The organism is Microbacterium sp. SSM24 (genome assembly GCF_025989145.1).
In the GTDB taxonomy this organism is placed as follows: Bacteria; Actinomycetota; Actinomycetes; order Actinomycetales; family Microbacteriaceae; genus Microbacterium.
This window is the reverse complement of the sequence record NZ_JAPDNQ010000001.1, coordinates 1,998,029-2,014,398: the sequence shown is the minus strand read 5'-3', so window position 1 is coordinate 2,014,398 and position 16,370 is coordinate 1,998,029. Positions and strand designations below refer to the sequence as shown.

Below are 16,370 nucleotides of genomic sequence, written 5' to 3'. Positions count from 1 at the left end.
AGACCGGCGCTCGGGCGATGCTGCCGACCGACCCGAGCGGATCCATGGAGTTTCGCGGCCGCTCATCGCGTCAGAAGTGCCAGGGGTACGGCGACCAGTCGGGGTCGCGCTTCTCGAGGAATGCGTCGCGCCCCTCGACGGCTTCGTCGGTGCCGTACGCCAGACGCGTGGCCTCGCCGGCGAACACCTGCTGGCCGACCATGCCGTCGTCGACGGCGTTGAAGGCGAACTTGAGCATGCGGATCGCCGTCGGCGACTTGGTGAGGATCGTGCGCGCCATGACGACGGCCTCGCGCTCGAGGTCGGCGTGCGGCACGACCTTGTTGACGGCGCCCATCTCGTACGCGCGCTGCGCCGAGTACTCCTCGGCGAGGAAGAAGACCTCGCGCGCGAATTTCTGGCCGATCTGCCGCGCGAAGTACGCCGAGCCGTAGCCGGCGTCGAACGACCCCACGTCGGCATCCGTCTGCTTGAAGCGCCCGTGCTCCGCCGAGGCGATCGACAGGTCGCACACGACGTGGAGTGAGTGACCGCCGCCGGCGGCCCACCCGGGGATCACCGCGATGACGACCTTCGGCATGAACCGGATCAGCCGCTGCACCTCCAGGATGTGCAGGCGTCCGGTCGCCGCCCCCGCAGGTCCGGCGTCAGGACCGGCATCCGTCTCGGAGTACTGGTAGCCGTCGCGCCCGCGGATGCGCTGGTCACCGCCCGAGCAGAAGGCCCAGCCGCCGTCCTTCGGGCTGGGACCGTTGCCGGTCAGGAGCACAACGCCGATGCGCGGATCCTGCCGCGCCTGGTCGAGCGCCTGGTACAGCTCGTCCACCGTGTGCGGGCGGAACGCGTTGCGCACCTCGGGACGGTCGAAGGCGACACGGGCGATTCGCCCGTCCTTCGACACGTGCGAGGTGATGTCGGTGTACCGCTCGGCGCCGGGCGCCGGCATCCACTCGTCCGCGTCGAAGATGTCCGAGACCATGGCTGCCAGCATATTCGGGCCGGATGCCGCGGCTCAGCCCGCGTTCTTCGCGTCGCGCCAGCGCAGCCAAGCGCGCACGAGGTCGTAGTCCCAGTCGGGTCCGTGGAACGCGAGCGTGAAGAGACGCACGCCCGCGTCGTAGAGCGCATCGGCGTCGCTCTCGTCGCGGCGGTCCAGCTCGTTCGAGACGACGAGGTCCGAGGTGTCGCGCTCTTCGCGCTCCGCCCAGCGCTCGATCACCTCGAGCTTGTGCGGCAGGTCGTCCGGACGCACGAAGCTGTGCCAGATGTCGGCGTGACGGGCGACCAGGCGCAGGGTCTTCTGCTCGCCCTTGCCCCCGATCATCACCGGGATGTCGCGGGTCGGGGCGGGGTTGAGCTTCGCCCAGCGCGCCTCGATGCGGGCGAGCCCGTCGGCCAGGTCGTTCAGCCGTGATCCGGGCGTGCCGAACTCGTAGCCGTACTCCGCGTAGTCGCGCTCGAACCAGCCCGAACCGGTCGCGAAGATGAACCGCCCTGTGCCGTTCTTGGCCGAGATGTGGTCGATCGTGCGGGCCATGTCGGCCTGCAGGTCGGGGTTGCGGTAGCTGTTGCAGTTGACGAGGGCGCCGAACTCGACGCGCTCGGTCTGCTCCGCCCAGGCCGCCAGCATCGTCCAGGACTCGAAGTGCAGCCCGTCGGGATCCCCCGACAGCGGGAAGAAGTGGTCCCAGTTGAAGAGGATGTCGACCCCCATCTCCTCGAGCCGCAGCACCGCGTCACGGAAGGCGGGATAGGGGGCGTGCTGGGGCTGGAGCTGCACGCCGAGGCGCACCGGAGTATCGAGAAGAGGCATGGTTTCAGCCTATTTCCGCTCCCCCGCCGCCGGGGCCGTTTGTGCGGGCGAATGGCCGGATCCCAACGACACCACGCGGTCATTCGCCCGCACAAACGGAATGGGGTTCAGGGCTTGCGGGCGCGATAGGCCTTGAGACCGCCGTCGATCGTGTCCCAGACGGCGATGCCGGCGATCACGAATCCGACGACCACCGTGACGATTCCACCGACTTCGGCGCCGTCCTCGCCGATGATCGCGGGGAAGTACGCGGGATTGATGAGCTCGCCCTGCATCAGCAGCCAGATCGCGGGGATGGCGATCGCCGCGTTGAGGATGCCGTTCACCACGGCGAGCCACGCCGTCCAGCGCCCGACCGCGTAGACCGTGACGGCGAGTCCGGCCTCGAGCGCCATGAGGGCGAACAGGCCCAGGATCCACCCCGGCCAGAGCCCCGGCGCGAGGAAGGACAGGCCGGGCTCGGTCGGCACGAAGCCGATGAAGAGATCCCACAGGATCGCGCCCGCAGCGACCACGAGGAACACCAGCGAGGCGACGAGATCGCTCAGGCCGGCACCGCGGGGGCGGGGCTCGGGAAGCTGATCGACGGTCCACTCCTCGAAGGGCAGGGACTTCTCGCGACCCTCGGTGCGCTCCACGATGACGAAGGCGAGCGTCGTCCAGAACGCCACGTGCACGCCGACGGTGAGCGCGAGCGGCCAGATCGCGCCCATGATCTCGCCGAACGTCGCGCCGTCGAGCACCAGGGCGAGCGAGACGCCGAACACGGCACAGGGGATGACGATCCACAGCAGCAGCTTGAGCAGGCGCCACCACTGCAGGAAGTAGCGCGGGCCGACGAGCCACAGCGGCCGGTCCGTGTAGCCGGCGGCGAGCTTGTCGGGGTCGCCCAGGTCGGTGAGCACGGCGCGCTCGGCGGCTTCGTGCGACTCGCCGGACTCGACGCGCGCCTCGATCTGGTCGGCGATCGACGCACGCAGCTCCGCGGCGAGATCGGCACGCTGCGCCTCGGGGACGGAGCGCATCGCGGCGTCGACGTAACGATCGGTGAGGGTGGCGGTGGAGGTCATGTCAGTGCTCCTCGGGGAGGGCGCCGATCGCGGTCGCGATGGCGCGGAATTCGTCGGTGAGGGAGTTCGCCAGGCGGGTGCCGGCGGCGCTGGTGCGGTAGAACTTGCGTGGCCGGGCCTCGTCTGTGTTCCACTCGCTCGTGAGAAAGCCCTGCTTCTCGAGTCGCCGCAGCAGGGGATACAGCGTGTTCGCGTCGGTGGGGAAGCCGCGCTGCCCCAGCTCCTCGAGCAGGCCGTACCCGTAGCCGGGCGCCTCGAGCAGGCGAAGACAGGCCAGCACGATGGTGCCGCGCCGCATCTCCTGCAGGTGCGTCTCGAGGATCTCGGTTTCGCTCATGCCTCACACGATACTGTGTGCGACACACTATCGTCAATCACACATTGCACCCCGTCGCGCAGTATCGCGGGCATGCGAGGCAGATCGACGGCGATGTGGAGGATTGCGGGTGGATCACGGTGGCCCCGTCCGTCATCGTGCACATCTCCGCAGTGCGTGGGGCATGATCAGAGCGTGAGCACCATCCCTCCCCCGCTCGCCGAGCTCCTCGCCTCGGCGCACGTGGTCGCACTCCCCCTCGCTGCGAGGTTCCGCGGCGTGGAGGTGCGCGAGGCGGTCGTGTTCGAGGGCCCCGAGGGATGGACCGAGTTCTCCCCGTTCGTCGAGTACGACGATCGCGAGGCCTCGAGCTGGCTCGCCGCGGCGATCGACTTCGGATGGATGCCGCAGCCCGCCCCCGTTCGGGATCGGGTGCCGGTCAACGCCACGGTGCCGGCCGTTGACGCGGCATCCGTCCCCTCGGTCCTGGCGCGCTTCGACGGCTGCCGCACCGCGAAGGTCAAGGTGGCCGAGCCCGGGCAGCGCCTCGCCGACGACATCGCCCGCGTGGCGGCCGTTCGCGCGGCGATGGGTCCGGAGGGCCGGGTGCGGATCGACGCGAACGGGGCCTGGAACGTCGACGAGGCCGAGCGCGCGCTGCACGCACTCGCCGAGTTCGACCTGGAGTACGCCGAACAGCCGTGCGAGACGGTCGAAGAGCTCGCCGAGCTGCGGCGCCGTGTGAAGTACATGGACATCCCGATCGCCGCCGACGAGAGCGTGCGCAAGGCGGCCGACCCGCTCGCCGTCGCCCGCGCGGGCGCAGCCGACCTGATCGTGGTGAAGGCGCAGCCGCTGGGCGGCGTGCGGCGAGCGCTCGAGATCGTGGCCGAAGCCGGTCTTCCGGCGGTCGTGTCGAGTGCGCTGGACACGTCGATCGGGCTCTCGATGGGGGTCGCGCTGGCCGCCGCCCTCCCCGAGCTCGACTACGACTGCGGGCTCGGCACCGCTTCGCTGTTCACCACGGATGTCGCCGACCCGGCGCTCGCTCCTCGCGGCGGCGTCCTTCCGGTCGGACGTGTGACGCCTGATCCCGCTCTGCTCGCGGGGAACGCGGCATCCGCCGATCGACGCGACTGGTGGCTCGACCGGATCGCGCGGTGCCACGCGGTGCTCGCGGCGCGCTGACCCCCGGTCAGCCCTGCGGCGGCTCGATGATCAGCTGCGCGACGCGGGCGAGCTCCTCGTTGGTGCGACGGCACATCTCGTCGTAGTCGAGACCGGCCATGACCGAGCGCACCGCTGCGCTCTCCCACACGGTGAGCATGAGGCGCGCGGCGGCGTCGGGCGGAAGACGGAAGCGGAGCACGTTCGCGCGCCCGATGTCGTCGATGATCTGCGCGACGCTCTCGCGCATCTCCTCGTCCTGCGCGAGGTAGGCCGACGCGAGATCGGAGTGGCGCAGCGCGTGGATGCGGATCTCGTTCATGAGCAGCACGCCCAGCCGGTCGTCCGCCGACACGTCGAGGACCTGCTGGATGATCGCGAACGCGTCGTTAGGGGCGTCCTCGAAGGCTCCGGCGCGCTCGAGGTCGCCAACCCGGCGCCGGACGGCGGCCACGCGCTCGCGCGCCACGTTGCCGGCGAGCTCGAGGAACAGCTCGTCCTTCGTCTCGAAGTTCGAGTAGAAGGCGCCGCGGGTGAAGCCGGCGCGGTCGCAGATGGCCTCGACGGATGCCGCATCCAGCCCCACTTCGGCGAAGACCTCGGCTGCGGCATCCAGGAGCTTCTGCCTGGTGGCCTCGCGTCTGCGCGAGGTCACGGCGACGGTGTCGGTCATGCGGCCTCCCCTCACGGCTCTCGTCAGTCCATCGAAACACACACGGACTACACAGGTTCGAGTCGCGCTCCGGTTCTACGATACACTCATGTATCCGATACAGCGCTGTATCGAAAGATCCTGATCATCCGGAACGCGGAGGCGCTGTGTCCACCCTGCTGTATGCCCTCGGTCGCTGGTCCTACCGTCACCCGTGGCGGGTGCTCGTGGCCTGGATCCTCCTCCTCGGCATCGCCGGCGGCAGCGCCGCGGTGTTCATGAAGGGCACCGACAACGCCTTCTCGATCCCCGGCACCGAGGCCCAGGAGGGAATCGCGCTGCTCGACCGCAGCTTCCCCCAGGCGAGCGGCACGAGCGCGCAGCTCGTGATCGTCGCGGAGGAAGGGGAGTCCGTCGCCGACGATCCCTACGCCGGCGCGATCGACGAGACCATCGCGCAGCTCGAAGACCTCGACGGCGTCATCGCGGTGACCGACCCGTTCAACGAGATGGTCACCGGACTCGTCTCGGACGACGAGTCGGCGGCGATCATCCGCCTGCAGTTCGACGGCCAGGCCACCGACATCTCGGACGAGACGAAAGAGACCCTCGAGCAGGTCGGCGACGACCTCCGCGAGACGCTCCCCGAAGGCTCCCAGGTCGCGATGGGCGGCGATGTGTTCGCCACCTCGGTCCCGGCGCTCTCGCTCATCGAGGGCGTCGGCGTGCTCATCGCCCTCTTCGTGCTGATCGTCACGTTCCGCTCGTTCGCGGTCGCATGGTTCCCGCTCGTATCGGCCCTCATCGGCGTCGGCCTCGCGATCGCGCTCATCTACGTGTCCACGGCGTTCGCGTCGGTCTCGTCGACCACGCCGATGCTCGCCATCATGCTGGGCCTCGCGGTCGGGATCGACTACGCCCTGTTCATCGTCGCGCGACATCAGGACCAGGTGCGTGCCGGCGTCGAGCCCGAGGAGTCCGCCGCGCGCGCCACCGGCACCGCCGGATCCGCCGTCGTGTTCGCCGGGGTCACGGTGCTCATCGCGCTCATCGGCCTCGGCTTCGCCGGCATTCCGTTCCTCACCACGATGGGCATCGCCGCTGCCGTCGCCGTCGCGATCGCCGTCGTCGTGGCCATCACGCTGACGCCCGCGCTCCTCGGCTTCTCGAAGGGCCGCGTCGCGGGATGGGGTCACGGCCGGAAGCAGCGCGGGGTCGCGCTCCCGGTGCGCCGTCGTGGCACATCGGAAGCGGATGCTGCGCCCGACGAGGCCGCGGACGTCGAACCCGCCGCCAAGCCGGCGCCCGTCGCGCACGCCCCGGCGAAGAAGACGAACCGCTGGGTCATGCTCGTGACGCGGCATCCGATCATCACCACCGTCGCCGTCGTGCTCACTCTCGGAGTCATGGCGATCCCCGCTGCGAGCCTGGGGCTCGCGCTGCCGAACGCCGGGCAGCAGCCCGAGACCAGCCAGGCACGCCAGGCGTACGACCTCACCGCGGAGCACTTCGGCCCCGGCTCGAACGGCCCGCTCATCATGACCGGCACGATCGTGACCTCGACGGACCCGCTCGGCCTCATGGCCGACCTCGCCGACGAGATCGAGAAGGTCCCCGGGGTCAAGGAGATCGCGCTCGCCACGCCGAACGAGACCGCCGACACCGGGCTGATCCAGATCGTGCCCGAGACCGCGCCCGACGATCCCGCCACCGCGCAGCTCGTCCGCGACCTGCGCGCGCTGGCTCCGGAGCTCGAGGAGGAGTACGGCGTCGACCTCAAGGTGACCGGCTTCACCGCCGTCGGCATCGACATCTCCGACCGCCTCGGCGCCGCGCTGCTGCCGTTCGGCGTGTTCGTCGTCGGCCTCTCGCTCGTGCTCCTGATGATCGTGTTCCGGTCGATCTGGGTGCCGATCAAGGCGGCGCTCGGCTACCTGCTGTCGGTGCTCGCCGCCTTCGGCGTCGTCGCCGCCGTCTTCGAGTGGGGCTGGGGTGCGGAGCTGCTGCACGTCACCCGCGAGGGCCCGGTGATCAGCTTCATGCCGATCATCCTCATGGGCGTGCTGTTCGGGCTCGCGATGGACTACGAGGTGTTCCTCGTCAGCCGCATGCGCGAGGACTACGTTCACGCCCGCCGCGGCGCGCACCCGACGCGCGCCGACCGCGACATCGCGCTCGGCGCGGTGCGCTCGGGCTTCACCGCATCGGCCCGCGTGGTCACCGCCGCCGCGATCATCATGTTCGCCGTCTTCGCGGCCTTCGTCCCCGAGGGCGACGCCTCCATCAAGCCCATCGCGCTGGGTCTCGCCGTCGGCATCGCAGTCGACGCGTTCCTCGTGCGCATGACGCTGGTCCCCGCGGTCATGGCTCTGCTGGGCGACAAGGCCTGGTGGATGCCGCGCTGGCTCGAACGGGTGCTCCCCCACTTCGACATCGAAGGCGAGGCGGTGGAACGCGAGCTCTCGCTCGCGCAATGGCCCGAGCCCGGGACGACCGCCGTCGTCGTCGGCGAGGACGTCGCCGTCCGCGCCGACGGCGGGGCCGCGGGAGACGTCGTGCTCTTCGACGGTGCGAGCTTCCGGGTCGAGCCGGGCGGCACGCTCCTCGTGACGGGCGATCCGCGGGCGGTCCGCGCCTTCGGACTGGCCGTCGCCGGACGCCTCGCCCCGAGCGACGGACGCCTGCGCGTCGCCGGCCATCTGCTCCCGGAGCGCGCGGCCTGGGTGCGTGCGCACGTCGGCGTGGCGCTCCTCGCCGACGCCGACGACCCCGTGCGCGAACTGCGCCGCGCGCTCGGCGGACGCACGAGCCTCGTCGTGATCGACGGCGTCGACGCGCTCGACCACGCCGAACGCGACCAGGCGGCCGCGCTGCTGCGGGACGCTCAGGCCGCACTGCGGGCCCGCTCCGACGACGGCACCGGGGCGCACCTCACCGTCGTCGCCACCGCGAAGGCCGACGGCCCCGCGATCTCCCTCTTCTCCGACGCCCGACGCCCCGGCGTGAGTTCGCTCGCGCTGCGGGCGGGCGCGGCATCCGCTTCTTCCATCGCCGAGGTGAACGCATGACCCTCCACATCGAACGCGCCCGATCGCGCCGCCCCGTCACGTGGCTGACGCTCATCGGGGTGCTGCTGCTGCCCGTCGTCATCGGCGGCATCCTCGTGGCGGCGCTCTACAACCCGACGGAGCGGCTCGACTCGCTCAACGCCGCCATCGTGAACGAGGACGAGGCGGTCACGATCGACGACCAGCTCGTGCCGCTCGGGCGCCAGCTCACCGCCGGGCTCGTCGAGGGCTCGGACGATCAGCCGAGCAACCTCACGTGGACGATCTCCAACGCCGACGACGCAGCCTCCGGCCTGGCCGACGGCACGTACGCCGCGGTCATCACGATCCCCGAGAACTTCTCGGCGGCCGCGACCTCCACGCGTCCCGGTGAGACTCCCGAGCGCGCCACGATCGAGGTGACGACGCCGCCCGACAGCCTGATCGTCGACGACGCCATCACCGCGCAGGTGACGTCGGCGGCGGCATCCATCATGGGCGAGCAGCTCTCGCAGGTGTACCTCGAGAACGTGTTCCTCGGGTTCACCACGCTCGGCGACCAGCTCGGCGAGGCCGCGACCGGTGCGCAGGCGCTGGCCGACGGCGCGACGCAGGCCGCCGACGGCGCGACCCAGCTCGCCGACGGGATGCCGCAGCTCGCCTCCGGCGCGAGCGGCCTGGCCACCGGCGCGGGCGACCTGCAGGGCGGGCTCGGGCAGATCGCCGGAGGGATCGGCGGCGCGGCGGACGGCGCGCGCGACCTCGCCGACGGAGTGAACGACGGCGCGGCGAAGCTCGAGCAGACGGGGATCGTCCCGGACGGCCTCACGACGGTGGCCGACGGCGCCGAGACGGCGACCGGAGCGGCGGCCGGCTACGCGAAGACGACCCTCGCGCAGCTGCAGGCCCTCGCCGCGGCGTGCGATCCGGCCGTGAATCCGGCCGGCTTCTGCACCGACCTCGCCGCCGCCGTCACATCGGCGGGCATGGCATCGACGATCCTGAACGGCAACGGCACGCAGCAGAACCCCGGCGCCGCGGCGCTGACGACGTACACGGCCAACGGGATCGTCGACCTCAACGCCGGCGTCACCGCGGAGTTCGCGAAGCAGTTCCGCTCCATCGGTGCCGGTGCCACGAAGCTCGCGGGCGGCCTCGACCAGCTGGCCTCCGGCACGTCGCAGTCCGCCGCGGGCGCGGGGCAGCTCTCCTCCGGTGCCTCGCAGCTGGCGAACGGAATCGGGCAGGCGGGCACGGGGGCGACCTCGCTCGCCGACGGCGTCGCCCAGCTGGCCGACGGCACGTCGACGCTCGCGGACGGGCTGGGCCAGGCATCCGAAGCCGTCCCGTCGTACACGGACTCGGAGGCGACGAGCCTCGCCGAGGTCGTCGCGAACCCGGTCGGCGCGGACGGCGTGGGGTCGTCCCTGTTCGGCGCGTCGGCGATCCCGCTGCTGTCGACCCTGGCGCTGTGGTTCGGGGGGCTCGCGACGTTCATCGCGCTGCAGGCCGTCTCGCGCCGCGCCCTCACCGCCCGGGAGCCCTCGGCGCTCCTCGCGCTGCGCGGGTTCGCTCCCGCCGCCGCGCTCGGCGCCGCACAGGGCCTGCTCGTCGCGGGCGTCGTGCAGCTCGCCTCGTCGTACGACTGGGGTCAGTGGTGGGTCTTCGCGGGCGTGAGCGTCGTCGCGGGCATCGCCTTCGCCGCCGTGAACCAGGCGCTCGTCGCGGTGTTCGGCGGCGCGGGCCGGTGGATCTCGGCGCTGATCGGCGTCCTCGCCGTCGCGACCGGCGTCGTGTCGACCGTGCCCGGCGTGCTGTCGGGGATCGCGGCCCTCATGCCGACGTCCCCCGCCTACAACGGCATGCTCGCCGCGCTCACCGAGACCAATGGTGTCGGCGCAGCGATCGCCGGACTCATGATCTGGGCCGTGCTGGCGTTCGGTGCGACGATCCTCGCGGTCGCCCGCCGCCGGACCACGTCGGCCCGCGCCGTGCTCCACGCCGCCCCCTCGCCGGCGTGACCCGCTCCCCCTGACCCGCTCCTCGCGGAGACGGCCCGGCGCCTCGGGGCGGGCCGTTCTTCGTTTCCGTGCGGAGTCGTCGGGATGCGGCATCCGGCTCGCCCGCCTCACCCCCGCCACGTCCCGGTCTCTATCGGATGGGGGCACCGCAGCCGACTCGCCCACCGGCGCATAACTCCTGCACCTTCGCGCTGACCTATCGCGGACACCGCGACATTCCGCGGAACCCCGCCAGCCACCCCGCCGAACTGCAGGAGTTATGCGCCGGGCGGCGGGCGGGCGGAAGTGGGACACCGCCCCAGGGCCGATCCTGAGCTCCGGCCGGGCGACCGTCTCGCCCACCGGCGCATAACTCCTGCACCTTCGCGCTGACCTATCGCGGACACCGCGACATTCGGCGGAACCCCGCCAGCCCCCCGCCGAACTGCAGGAGTTATGCGCCGGACGGCGGGCGGGCCGGCGGGCGGGCCGGCGGGCCGGCGGGCGGGTGGGCCGGCGGACGGCGGGCGGGTCGGCCGGTCACGCCCCGAGCGGGCGGGTGGGCCGGTCACGCCCCGGACGGCGGGCGGGCGGCGGGCGATCCCGCGCACGCGCGACCAGGACGGATGCCGCGGCCCGGGCCGGGCCCGGGGCTCAGCTCAGGCCGGAGTAGGCGTGGAGGCCCTTGAAGAACATGTTCACGATCGTGAAGTTGAAGATCACGGCGGTGAAGCCGATGATCGACAGCCAGGCCGACCGGCTCCCGCGCCAGCCGCGCGTCGCGCGCGCGTGGATGTAGCCGGCGTAGAGCACCCAGATCACGAAGGTCCAGACTTCCTTCGTGTCGAAGCCCCAGTAGCGGCCCCACGCGTCGTTGGCCCAGATCGATCCGGCGATGAGGGTGAACGTCCAGAAGATGAAGCCGAGGATCGCGAAGCGGTACGCCAGCGACTCCAGCGCCTCGGCGCTGGGCAGCGTGCGCAGGAAGCCCGGGCCCGACTTCGCCGGAGCGCCTTCCGCGAGCTCGGCAGCCGCAAGCGCCCGACGCTCCCGCCGTGCCTGCATGAGCTGCAGCACCGAGAGCCCGAAGGCGAGCGCGAAGAGCGCGGTCGCGAGCGAGGCGACGAACACGTGGATCACGAGCCAGATCGACTTCAGCGGGTCCATCAGCGGCACGATGTCGGTGTAGAACCAGATCGCCGTGCCGCCCAGGAGCACCACGACGAGGCCCGTGATGAAGGTGCCGAGGAACCGCAGGTCGTAGCGGAACAGCACGCCGATGTACACGGCGACGATCAGCAGCGTGCCGGTGAGGGCGAACTCGTACATGTTCGACCACGGCACGCGCCCCGCGGCGATGCCGCGCGTCACGTCGGCCCCGAGGTGGAACAGGAACGCCAGCACCGTGAGCGACGTTCCGATGCGTGCCCACACCAGTCGCGGACGCTGCGAGATCGGGGCGTTCAGCGCCGCCTCGGCCGCCTTCTCCTGCGCGCGCATCTCGGCGATGCCGACGCGGCCGGCGCCGACGAGCTCGCGCACCTCGGCGTCCTTCGCGTCGACCGCGACCGCACCACGGCGAGCGAGGTCGACCGCGTACGCGATGAACGCGAGCGCGTAGACGGCGATCGCCGTCCAGACCAGGAGCACCGAGACATCGTCGAGCGAGAGGGCGGCGGTTTCGGGCATGTCCTCAGTCTACGCGCGGGCTGGAGGGCCCCTGGATGCTGTCGCCGTGCTTCTGCGCGAACTGCTCCACGGCCGAATCGAGCGTCGGATCCTCGCCGCGTGCGAGCGCCGCGTACTCGATCCGCAGGGTGCCGGCATCCGGCGAGACCTTCACCCACATGCGACGACGCGGCACGAACAGCGCGGCCAGGAGCCCGGCGGTGGCGAGCACGGCGAACAGGAGCACCCAGGTGGCCCCGGCATCCCGGTGGATCGACAGCGACACGTAGCGCTTGACCGAGCCCTCGTACCCGTGGGCGGAATCGGATGCCTCGTTCTCGAACGTGATCGTGCCGTAGCCGCCGGGCAGCTCGGCCGTCTCGCCCGGCGCGAGCTCGATCGCGGCGACGTCCGCCCCGCGACCCGCGAGCTTCTCCATGCCGCTCGGATCGAGCGTGTACACCGAGCGGGGCGTGCCGTCGTCGATGCCGAGATCGCCGACGTAGACGTCGAGCGACAGCACCGGCAGCACGAGGTCGGGGTACGCCGACGCGAACGCTCCCGTCGACAGCGGTGCCTGCGTCGGATAGAAGAAGCCGACAAGGCCCATCTGCTCGGAGAGCCCGTCCGCGACCTTCACGACCCCGAGCGAGGTCATGTTGGTGTCCTGCGGCAGGAACGGCACCGACTCCGAGTACACGACCTCGCCGTCGGGGTCGCGGATCGTGATGGTCGGCGCGTAGCCGTTGCCCATGAGGTAGATGCGGTCGCCGCCCATGTCGAGCGGGTGGTTGACCCGCACCTCCCCCGGCTGCGGCTGCTCGCCGGCGCGCTGCGTGGTGAGGTTCGCGACGAAGTCGCCCGCCTGCCCCGACCCCTGCTCGCCGTACGGCTGATAGGTGACGTCGAAGCGGTCGAGGGTGAGCGAATACGGCGCGAGCGCGTTCTCGTCGACGAACCGGCCGGGGTTGAACGACGTGTAGTCGAGCATGGTGTTCACGAACGAGCGACCCTCGATGATGACGGTCTGCCCGGTGTAGGTGAAACCGCCGCCGAGACCGACCGCCAGGAGCACCCCGATGAGCGCGGCGTGGAAGACCAGGTTGCCGGTCTCGCGCACGTATCCGCGTTCCGCCGACACCGACAGGGTCGCGCCCGCGTCGTAGCGCTCGACCCGGTAGCCGGCCTTCTTCAGCTGCTGCTGGGCGAGTTCGATCGCCGACGAGGCCGCGGCCGCGGCATCCGTCCCCGGCGTGAGCTCGACCACCTCGGAGCGGTGCGCGTCCAGCCGCGACAGACGCGCGGGGGTGCGTGGAGGCTTCGCGCGCAGCGCCTTCCAGTGGTGCTTCGTGCGCGGGATCACGCAGCCGATGAGCGACACGAACAGCAGGATGTAGATCGCCGAGAACCAGGGCGACGTGTACACGTCGAACATGCTCAGGTTGTCGAGGATCGGCGCCAGGTCGGGATTGTCGGCGAAGTACTGCGTCACACCGTTGGGGTCGGCGCTGCGCTGCGGCACCAGCGATCCGGGAACCGCGGCGATCGCGAGTAGCAGCAGCAGCACCAGCGCGGTGCGCATCGAGGTGAGCTGGCGCCAGCCCCAGCGCAGCCATCCCACGATGCCCAACGCGGGCTGGATGACCTCGCTGTCGGAATCGGCGTGATCGGCCGGCCGCAGCGGCTCGGTGCCGTCGAGGTCAGAGCGGGAGCGGGACACTGCGGAACACCCCCTGGAGCTGCGCCATGATCTGGGTCCAGATTCCGGTCACCATGAGCAGGCCGAGCACGATGAGCAGCACTCCCCCGGCGATGTTGATCGCTCGGATGTGGCGGCGCACGAAGGCGACCGAGCGGGTCGCCCAGCCGAACCCGAGCGTGAGGAGCAGGAACGGGATGCCGAGCCCCAGCGAGTACGCGACGCCCAGCAGGGCCGCCCGGCCGGCCGAGCCGGAGTCGAAGGCCATCGTGAGGATCACGGCGAGCGTGGGCCCGATGCACGGTGCCCAGCCGATGCCGAGGGCGATGCCGAGCAGGGGGGCGCCGACGAGTCCGAGGTTGCCGCGCACCTGCGGGCGGGCGATGCGCTGGGCCAGGCCGAAGACGCCGATGAAGACGAGCCCCATCGCGATGATGACGACGCCGAGGATGCGCGTGATGAGGTCGGCGTACTGGAGGAGGAACAGCCCGACCGTTCCGCCGAGCATCGCGATGCTGACGAACACCACCGTGAAGCCGGCGATGAAGAGCACGACGCCCAGGAGCAGCCTCCCGCGCGGCGGGGTGTCGACGGCCGCGGACGTCACGATCGCGGGAGATTCGGCACGGCCGGCGCCCGCGGGGGCGCCCGCAGGGGCGTCCGAGGCGGAATTCCCCCGCGAAATCGACGCTGTCCGAGGTTCGCGTGGCGAGACGGCCCCGCCGATGAAGCCGAGGTATCCCGGCACGAGCGGGAGCACGCACGGCGAGAGGAAGGAGAGCAGCCCGGCGAGCACTGCGATCGGGATCGCGACGAGCAGCGAGCCGTCGGCGACGAGGTCGCCCGGATTCACGACTCCTCCAGCGCTTCGCGCACCAGCGTCCGCAGGATCGACGTCTCGGTCAGCTGACCGATCACACGCGCCGCGACCCGCCCCTCGCGATCGAGCACGAGCGTGACCGGCACGGCGTTGAGCGGCGTCTGCCCCGCGAAGGCGAGCTTGATGGAGCCGTCGACGCTCGCGAGCGCGCTGGGGTAGTCGACGCCGTGCGTCTCGGCGAACGCCTGCGCGGTGTCGGCGCCGTCGTAGAGGTTCACGCCGAGAAAGGCCACGTCGTCGGCGGCGAACTCCTGGTTGACCTCTTCGAGCAGCGGAGCCTCGACCCGGCAGGGGGCGCACGCCGCGTACCAGAAGTTCACGACGAGGACCTCGCCGCGGTAGTCGTCGCTGGTCGTGGACTCTCCGGTGTCGAGCACGCCTTCGAAGTCCACCGGCGCGGTGCGGTCCTCCACCGGAATCGGCACGACCTCGAAGCCGTCGGCCGCGATGAAACCCTTGCCGTCGCCCGCGCGGTACTGCTCGGCGAGCGGATCGTTCGTGCACGCGGCGAGACCCGCGACCAGCACGAGGGCGAGGAGAGCGGCACCTGCGCCCCGCGCGCGTCGGGAGACCCTGCCCATCACACCGCCCCCACGTCGACCGACCCCGACAGGGATGCCGGTTCCGCGTAGGCGATCTCGGTCCATTTTCCGTCCTCGTCCATCTCGAAGCTCGTCACGCTCGACAGCGCGCACCGCCGCTCGCGGGGGTCGTGGCGCGAGGGGAGTCCGGCGACGGCGAGGTGGGTGATCCAGATCGGCAGCTGGTGCGACACGATGACGACGTCACCGGAGTCCGCGGCCTGCCACGCCTCGGTCATCGCCTCGTTCATGCGCGCGATCACGTCGGCGTACGGCTCGCCCCAGCTGGGCAGCGCGGGCTTGCGCAGGTGACGCCAGTTCCACGGGTTCACCAGGGCGCGCAGCATCCGCCGGCCCTCGAACACGTTCGTGGGCTCGATCACGCGCTCGTCGGTGCGCGGCTCGAGGCCGAAGATCTCGGTGAAGGGCTCGGACGACTCCTGAGTGCGCTGCAGCGGCGAGCACACCAGGGCCGTCACCGGCCGGTCGAGCGCGTGCACGTACTCGGCGGCCTGACGTGCCATGCGGCGGCCGTCCACGCTGAGTCCGTATCCGGGGAGTCGCCCGTAGAGCACGCGCTGGGGGTTGTGGACCTCCCCGTGGCGCACGAGATGGAGGCGGTCTGCGGGCACGGGTCCAGTCTACGGTGGCCGGTTCTCTGAGTCGGCTGAGTGTCAGCCGGCGGGGACGCGCTCGCGCTCGGGCCCGTCCGTCTCGGCCGAGCCGGTGCGGGATGCCGCGATCACTGCGCCCGTGCGCACGAAGAGGAACCACACCACGGCGAGCGCGACGACGACGATCACGACGTACTGCACGACGTCGACGTACTGCTCGACGACGTGCCACGACTCGCCGAGCAGGAAGCCCGACAGCACGAAGATCGTGTTCCAGATGAGGCTTCCGGCGGCGGTGAGCAGGCCGAATCGCCACAGGGGCATGCGCGTCACCCCCGCGGGGATCGAGATGAGGCTGCGGAAGATCGGGATCATGCGACCGAAGAACACCGCGACCGAGCCGTGGCGGTGGAACCACCCGACAGTGCGGTCGATGTCTTCCGGGTGCAGCAGCGGCACCTTCGCGGCGACGCGGCGCAGGCGGTCCACGCCGAGCCATGCCCCGAGCCCGTAGAGCAGGAACGCCCCCACGATCGAGCCTGCGGTGGTCCACGCGAGAGCTTCGAACAGCGTGAACGAGCCCCGGCTGGCGGCGAGTCCCGCCATCGGCAGCACGACCTCGCTCGGCAGCGGAGGGAACACGTTCTCGAGCGCGATCGCGATTCCGGCGCCGGCGGGGCCGATGACGTCCATCAGCGAGACGGACCAGTCCAGCAGCGCGGACAGCCAGGACGTGTCGGGGGAGGTTTCGGTCATCGGGGGCTTCGCCTTCGGTGATCGGATGCCGCGGCCACGGCCGCACGGTCACCTCCACGCTAGGCGGCGCAGATGAACGGAGCCTGGGTGCAGACCCCCGTATGTCC

Annotated in this window: 14 protein-coding genes; 3 read left to right on the top strand and 11 right to left on the bottom strand. The window is 71.2% G+C overall.

The window, feature by feature from the left end:
* Positions 1 to 70 precede the first annotated feature (70 nt).
* From OL358_RS09265 to OL358_RS09250, 4 genes are all read right to left on the bottom strand, one after another.
* Positions 71 to 979, bottom strand: a complete 909-nt coding sequence (locus OL358_RS09265) for a 1,4-dihydroxy-2-naphthoyl-CoA synthase (RefSeq protein ID WP_413631352.1) — start codon at positions 977 to 979, stop codon at positions 71 to 73.
* Positions 980 to 1,012: 33 nt separating this feature from the next.
* A complete protein-coding gene (locus OL358_RS09260; protein ID WP_264709687.1) occupies positions 1,013 to 1,813 on the bottom strand; it encodes an LLM class F420-dependent oxidoreductase in 801 nt (266 codons plus the stop codon).
* A 107-nt stretch (positions 1,814 to 1,920) separates the two neighbouring features.
* Complete coding sequence (locus OL358_RS09255) at positions 1,921 to 2,883, bottom strand: permease prefix domain 1-containing protein (protein ID WP_264709686.1); 963 nt, start codon at positions 2,881 to 2,883, stop codon at positions 1,921 to 1,923.
* A gap of 1 nt (position 2,884) precedes the next feature.
* Positions 2,885 to 3,220, bottom strand: coding sequence for a PadR family transcriptional regulator (locus OL358_RS09250; RefSeq protein WP_264709685.1), 336 nt, complete (start codon positions 3,218 to 3,220; stop codon positions 2,885 to 2,887).
* Positions 3,221 to 3,403: 183 nt separating this feature from the next.
* On the opposite strand from OL358_RS09250, the gene OL358_RS09245 reads away from it, so the two are divergent.
* Positions 3,404 to 4,387, top strand: a complete 984-nt coding sequence (locus OL358_RS09245; RefSeq protein ID WP_264710267.1) for an o-succinylbenzoate synthase — start codon at positions 3,404 to 3,406, stop codon at positions 4,385 to 4,387.
* Positions 4,388 to 4,394: 7 nt separating this feature from the next.
* Here OL358_RS09245 and OL358_RS09240 read toward each other — a convergent pair whose 3' ends face one another.
* The gene (locus OL358_RS09240; protein ID WP_264709684.1) at positions 4,395 to 5,039 is read right to left on the bottom strand and encodes a TetR/AcrR family transcriptional regulator; all 645 of its coding nucleotides are present in this window, start codon (positions 5,037 to 5,039) and stop codon (positions 4,395 to 4,397) included.
* A 146-nt stretch (positions 5,040 to 5,185) separates the two neighbouring features.
* On the opposite strand from OL358_RS09240, the gene OL358_RS09235 reads away from it, so the two are divergent.
* Together OL358_RS09235 and OL358_RS09230 are read left to right on the top strand one after the other, a co-directional pair.
* Positions 5,186 to 8,086, top strand: a complete 2,901-nt coding sequence (locus tag OL358_RS09235; protein ID WP_264709683.1) for an MMPL family transporter — start codon at positions 5,186 to 5,188, stop codon at positions 8,084 to 8,086.
* On the top strand, positions 8,083 to 10,086 hold the full coding sequence (locus OL358_RS09230; protein WP_264709682.1) for a YhgE/Pip family protein: 2,004 nt from the start codon (positions 8,083 to 8,085) through the stop codon (positions 10,084 to 10,086). Before OL358_RS09235 ends, OL358_RS09230 begins: the two co-directional genes overlap by 4 nt.
* Before the next feature lie 633 nt (positions 10,087 to 10,719).
* Here OL358_RS09230 and ccsB read toward each other — a convergent pair.
* From ccsB to OL358_RS09200, 6 genes are read right to left on the bottom strand one after another with little or no spacing between them, the layout of a single operon-like run.
* Positions 10,720 to 11,754, bottom strand: coding sequence for a c-type cytochrome biogenesis protein CcsB (ccsB, locus tag OL358_RS09225; protein ID WP_264709681.1), 1,035 nt, complete (start codon positions 11,752 to 11,754; stop codon positions 10,720 to 10,722).
* A 4-nt stretch (positions 11,755 to 11,758) separates the two neighbouring features.
* On the bottom strand, positions 11,759 to 13,453 hold the full coding sequence (locus OL358_RS09220) for a cytochrome c biogenesis protein ResB (RefSeq protein WP_264709680.1): 1,695 nt from the start codon (positions 13,451 to 13,453) through the stop codon (positions 11,759 to 11,761).
* Positions 13,434 to 14,285 carry a cytochrome c biogenesis CcdA family protein gene (locus tag OL358_RS09215; RefSeq protein WP_319805438.1) on the bottom strand — a complete coding sequence of 284 codons (852 nt, stop codon included), beginning with the start codon at positions 14,283 to 14,285 and terminating at the stop codon, positions 13,434 to 13,436. The genes OL358_RS09220 and OL358_RS09215 overlap by 20 nt, the downstream gene beginning before the upstream one ends.
* Positions 14,282 to 14,893, bottom strand: coding sequence for a TlpA family protein disulfide reductase (locus OL358_RS09210; RefSeq protein ID WP_264709679.1), 612 nt, complete (start codon positions 14,891 to 14,893; stop codon positions 14,282 to 14,284). Before OL358_RS09210 ends, OL358_RS09215 begins: the two co-directional genes overlap by 4 nt.
* Entirely contained in the window at positions 14,893 to 15,525 is a 633-nt protein-coding gene (locus OL358_RS09205; RefSeq protein WP_264709678.1) for a histidine phosphatase family protein, read from the bottom strand. The genes OL358_RS09210 and OL358_RS09205 overlap by 1 nt, the downstream gene beginning before the upstream one ends.
* A 42-nt stretch (positions 15,526 to 15,567) precedes the next feature.
* Positions 15,568 to 16,263, bottom strand: a complete 696-nt coding sequence (locus OL358_RS09200; protein ID WP_264709677.1) for a DedA family protein — start codon at positions 16,261 to 16,263, stop codon at positions 15,568 to 15,570.
* Positions 16,264 to 16,370: the final 107 nt, after the last annotated feature.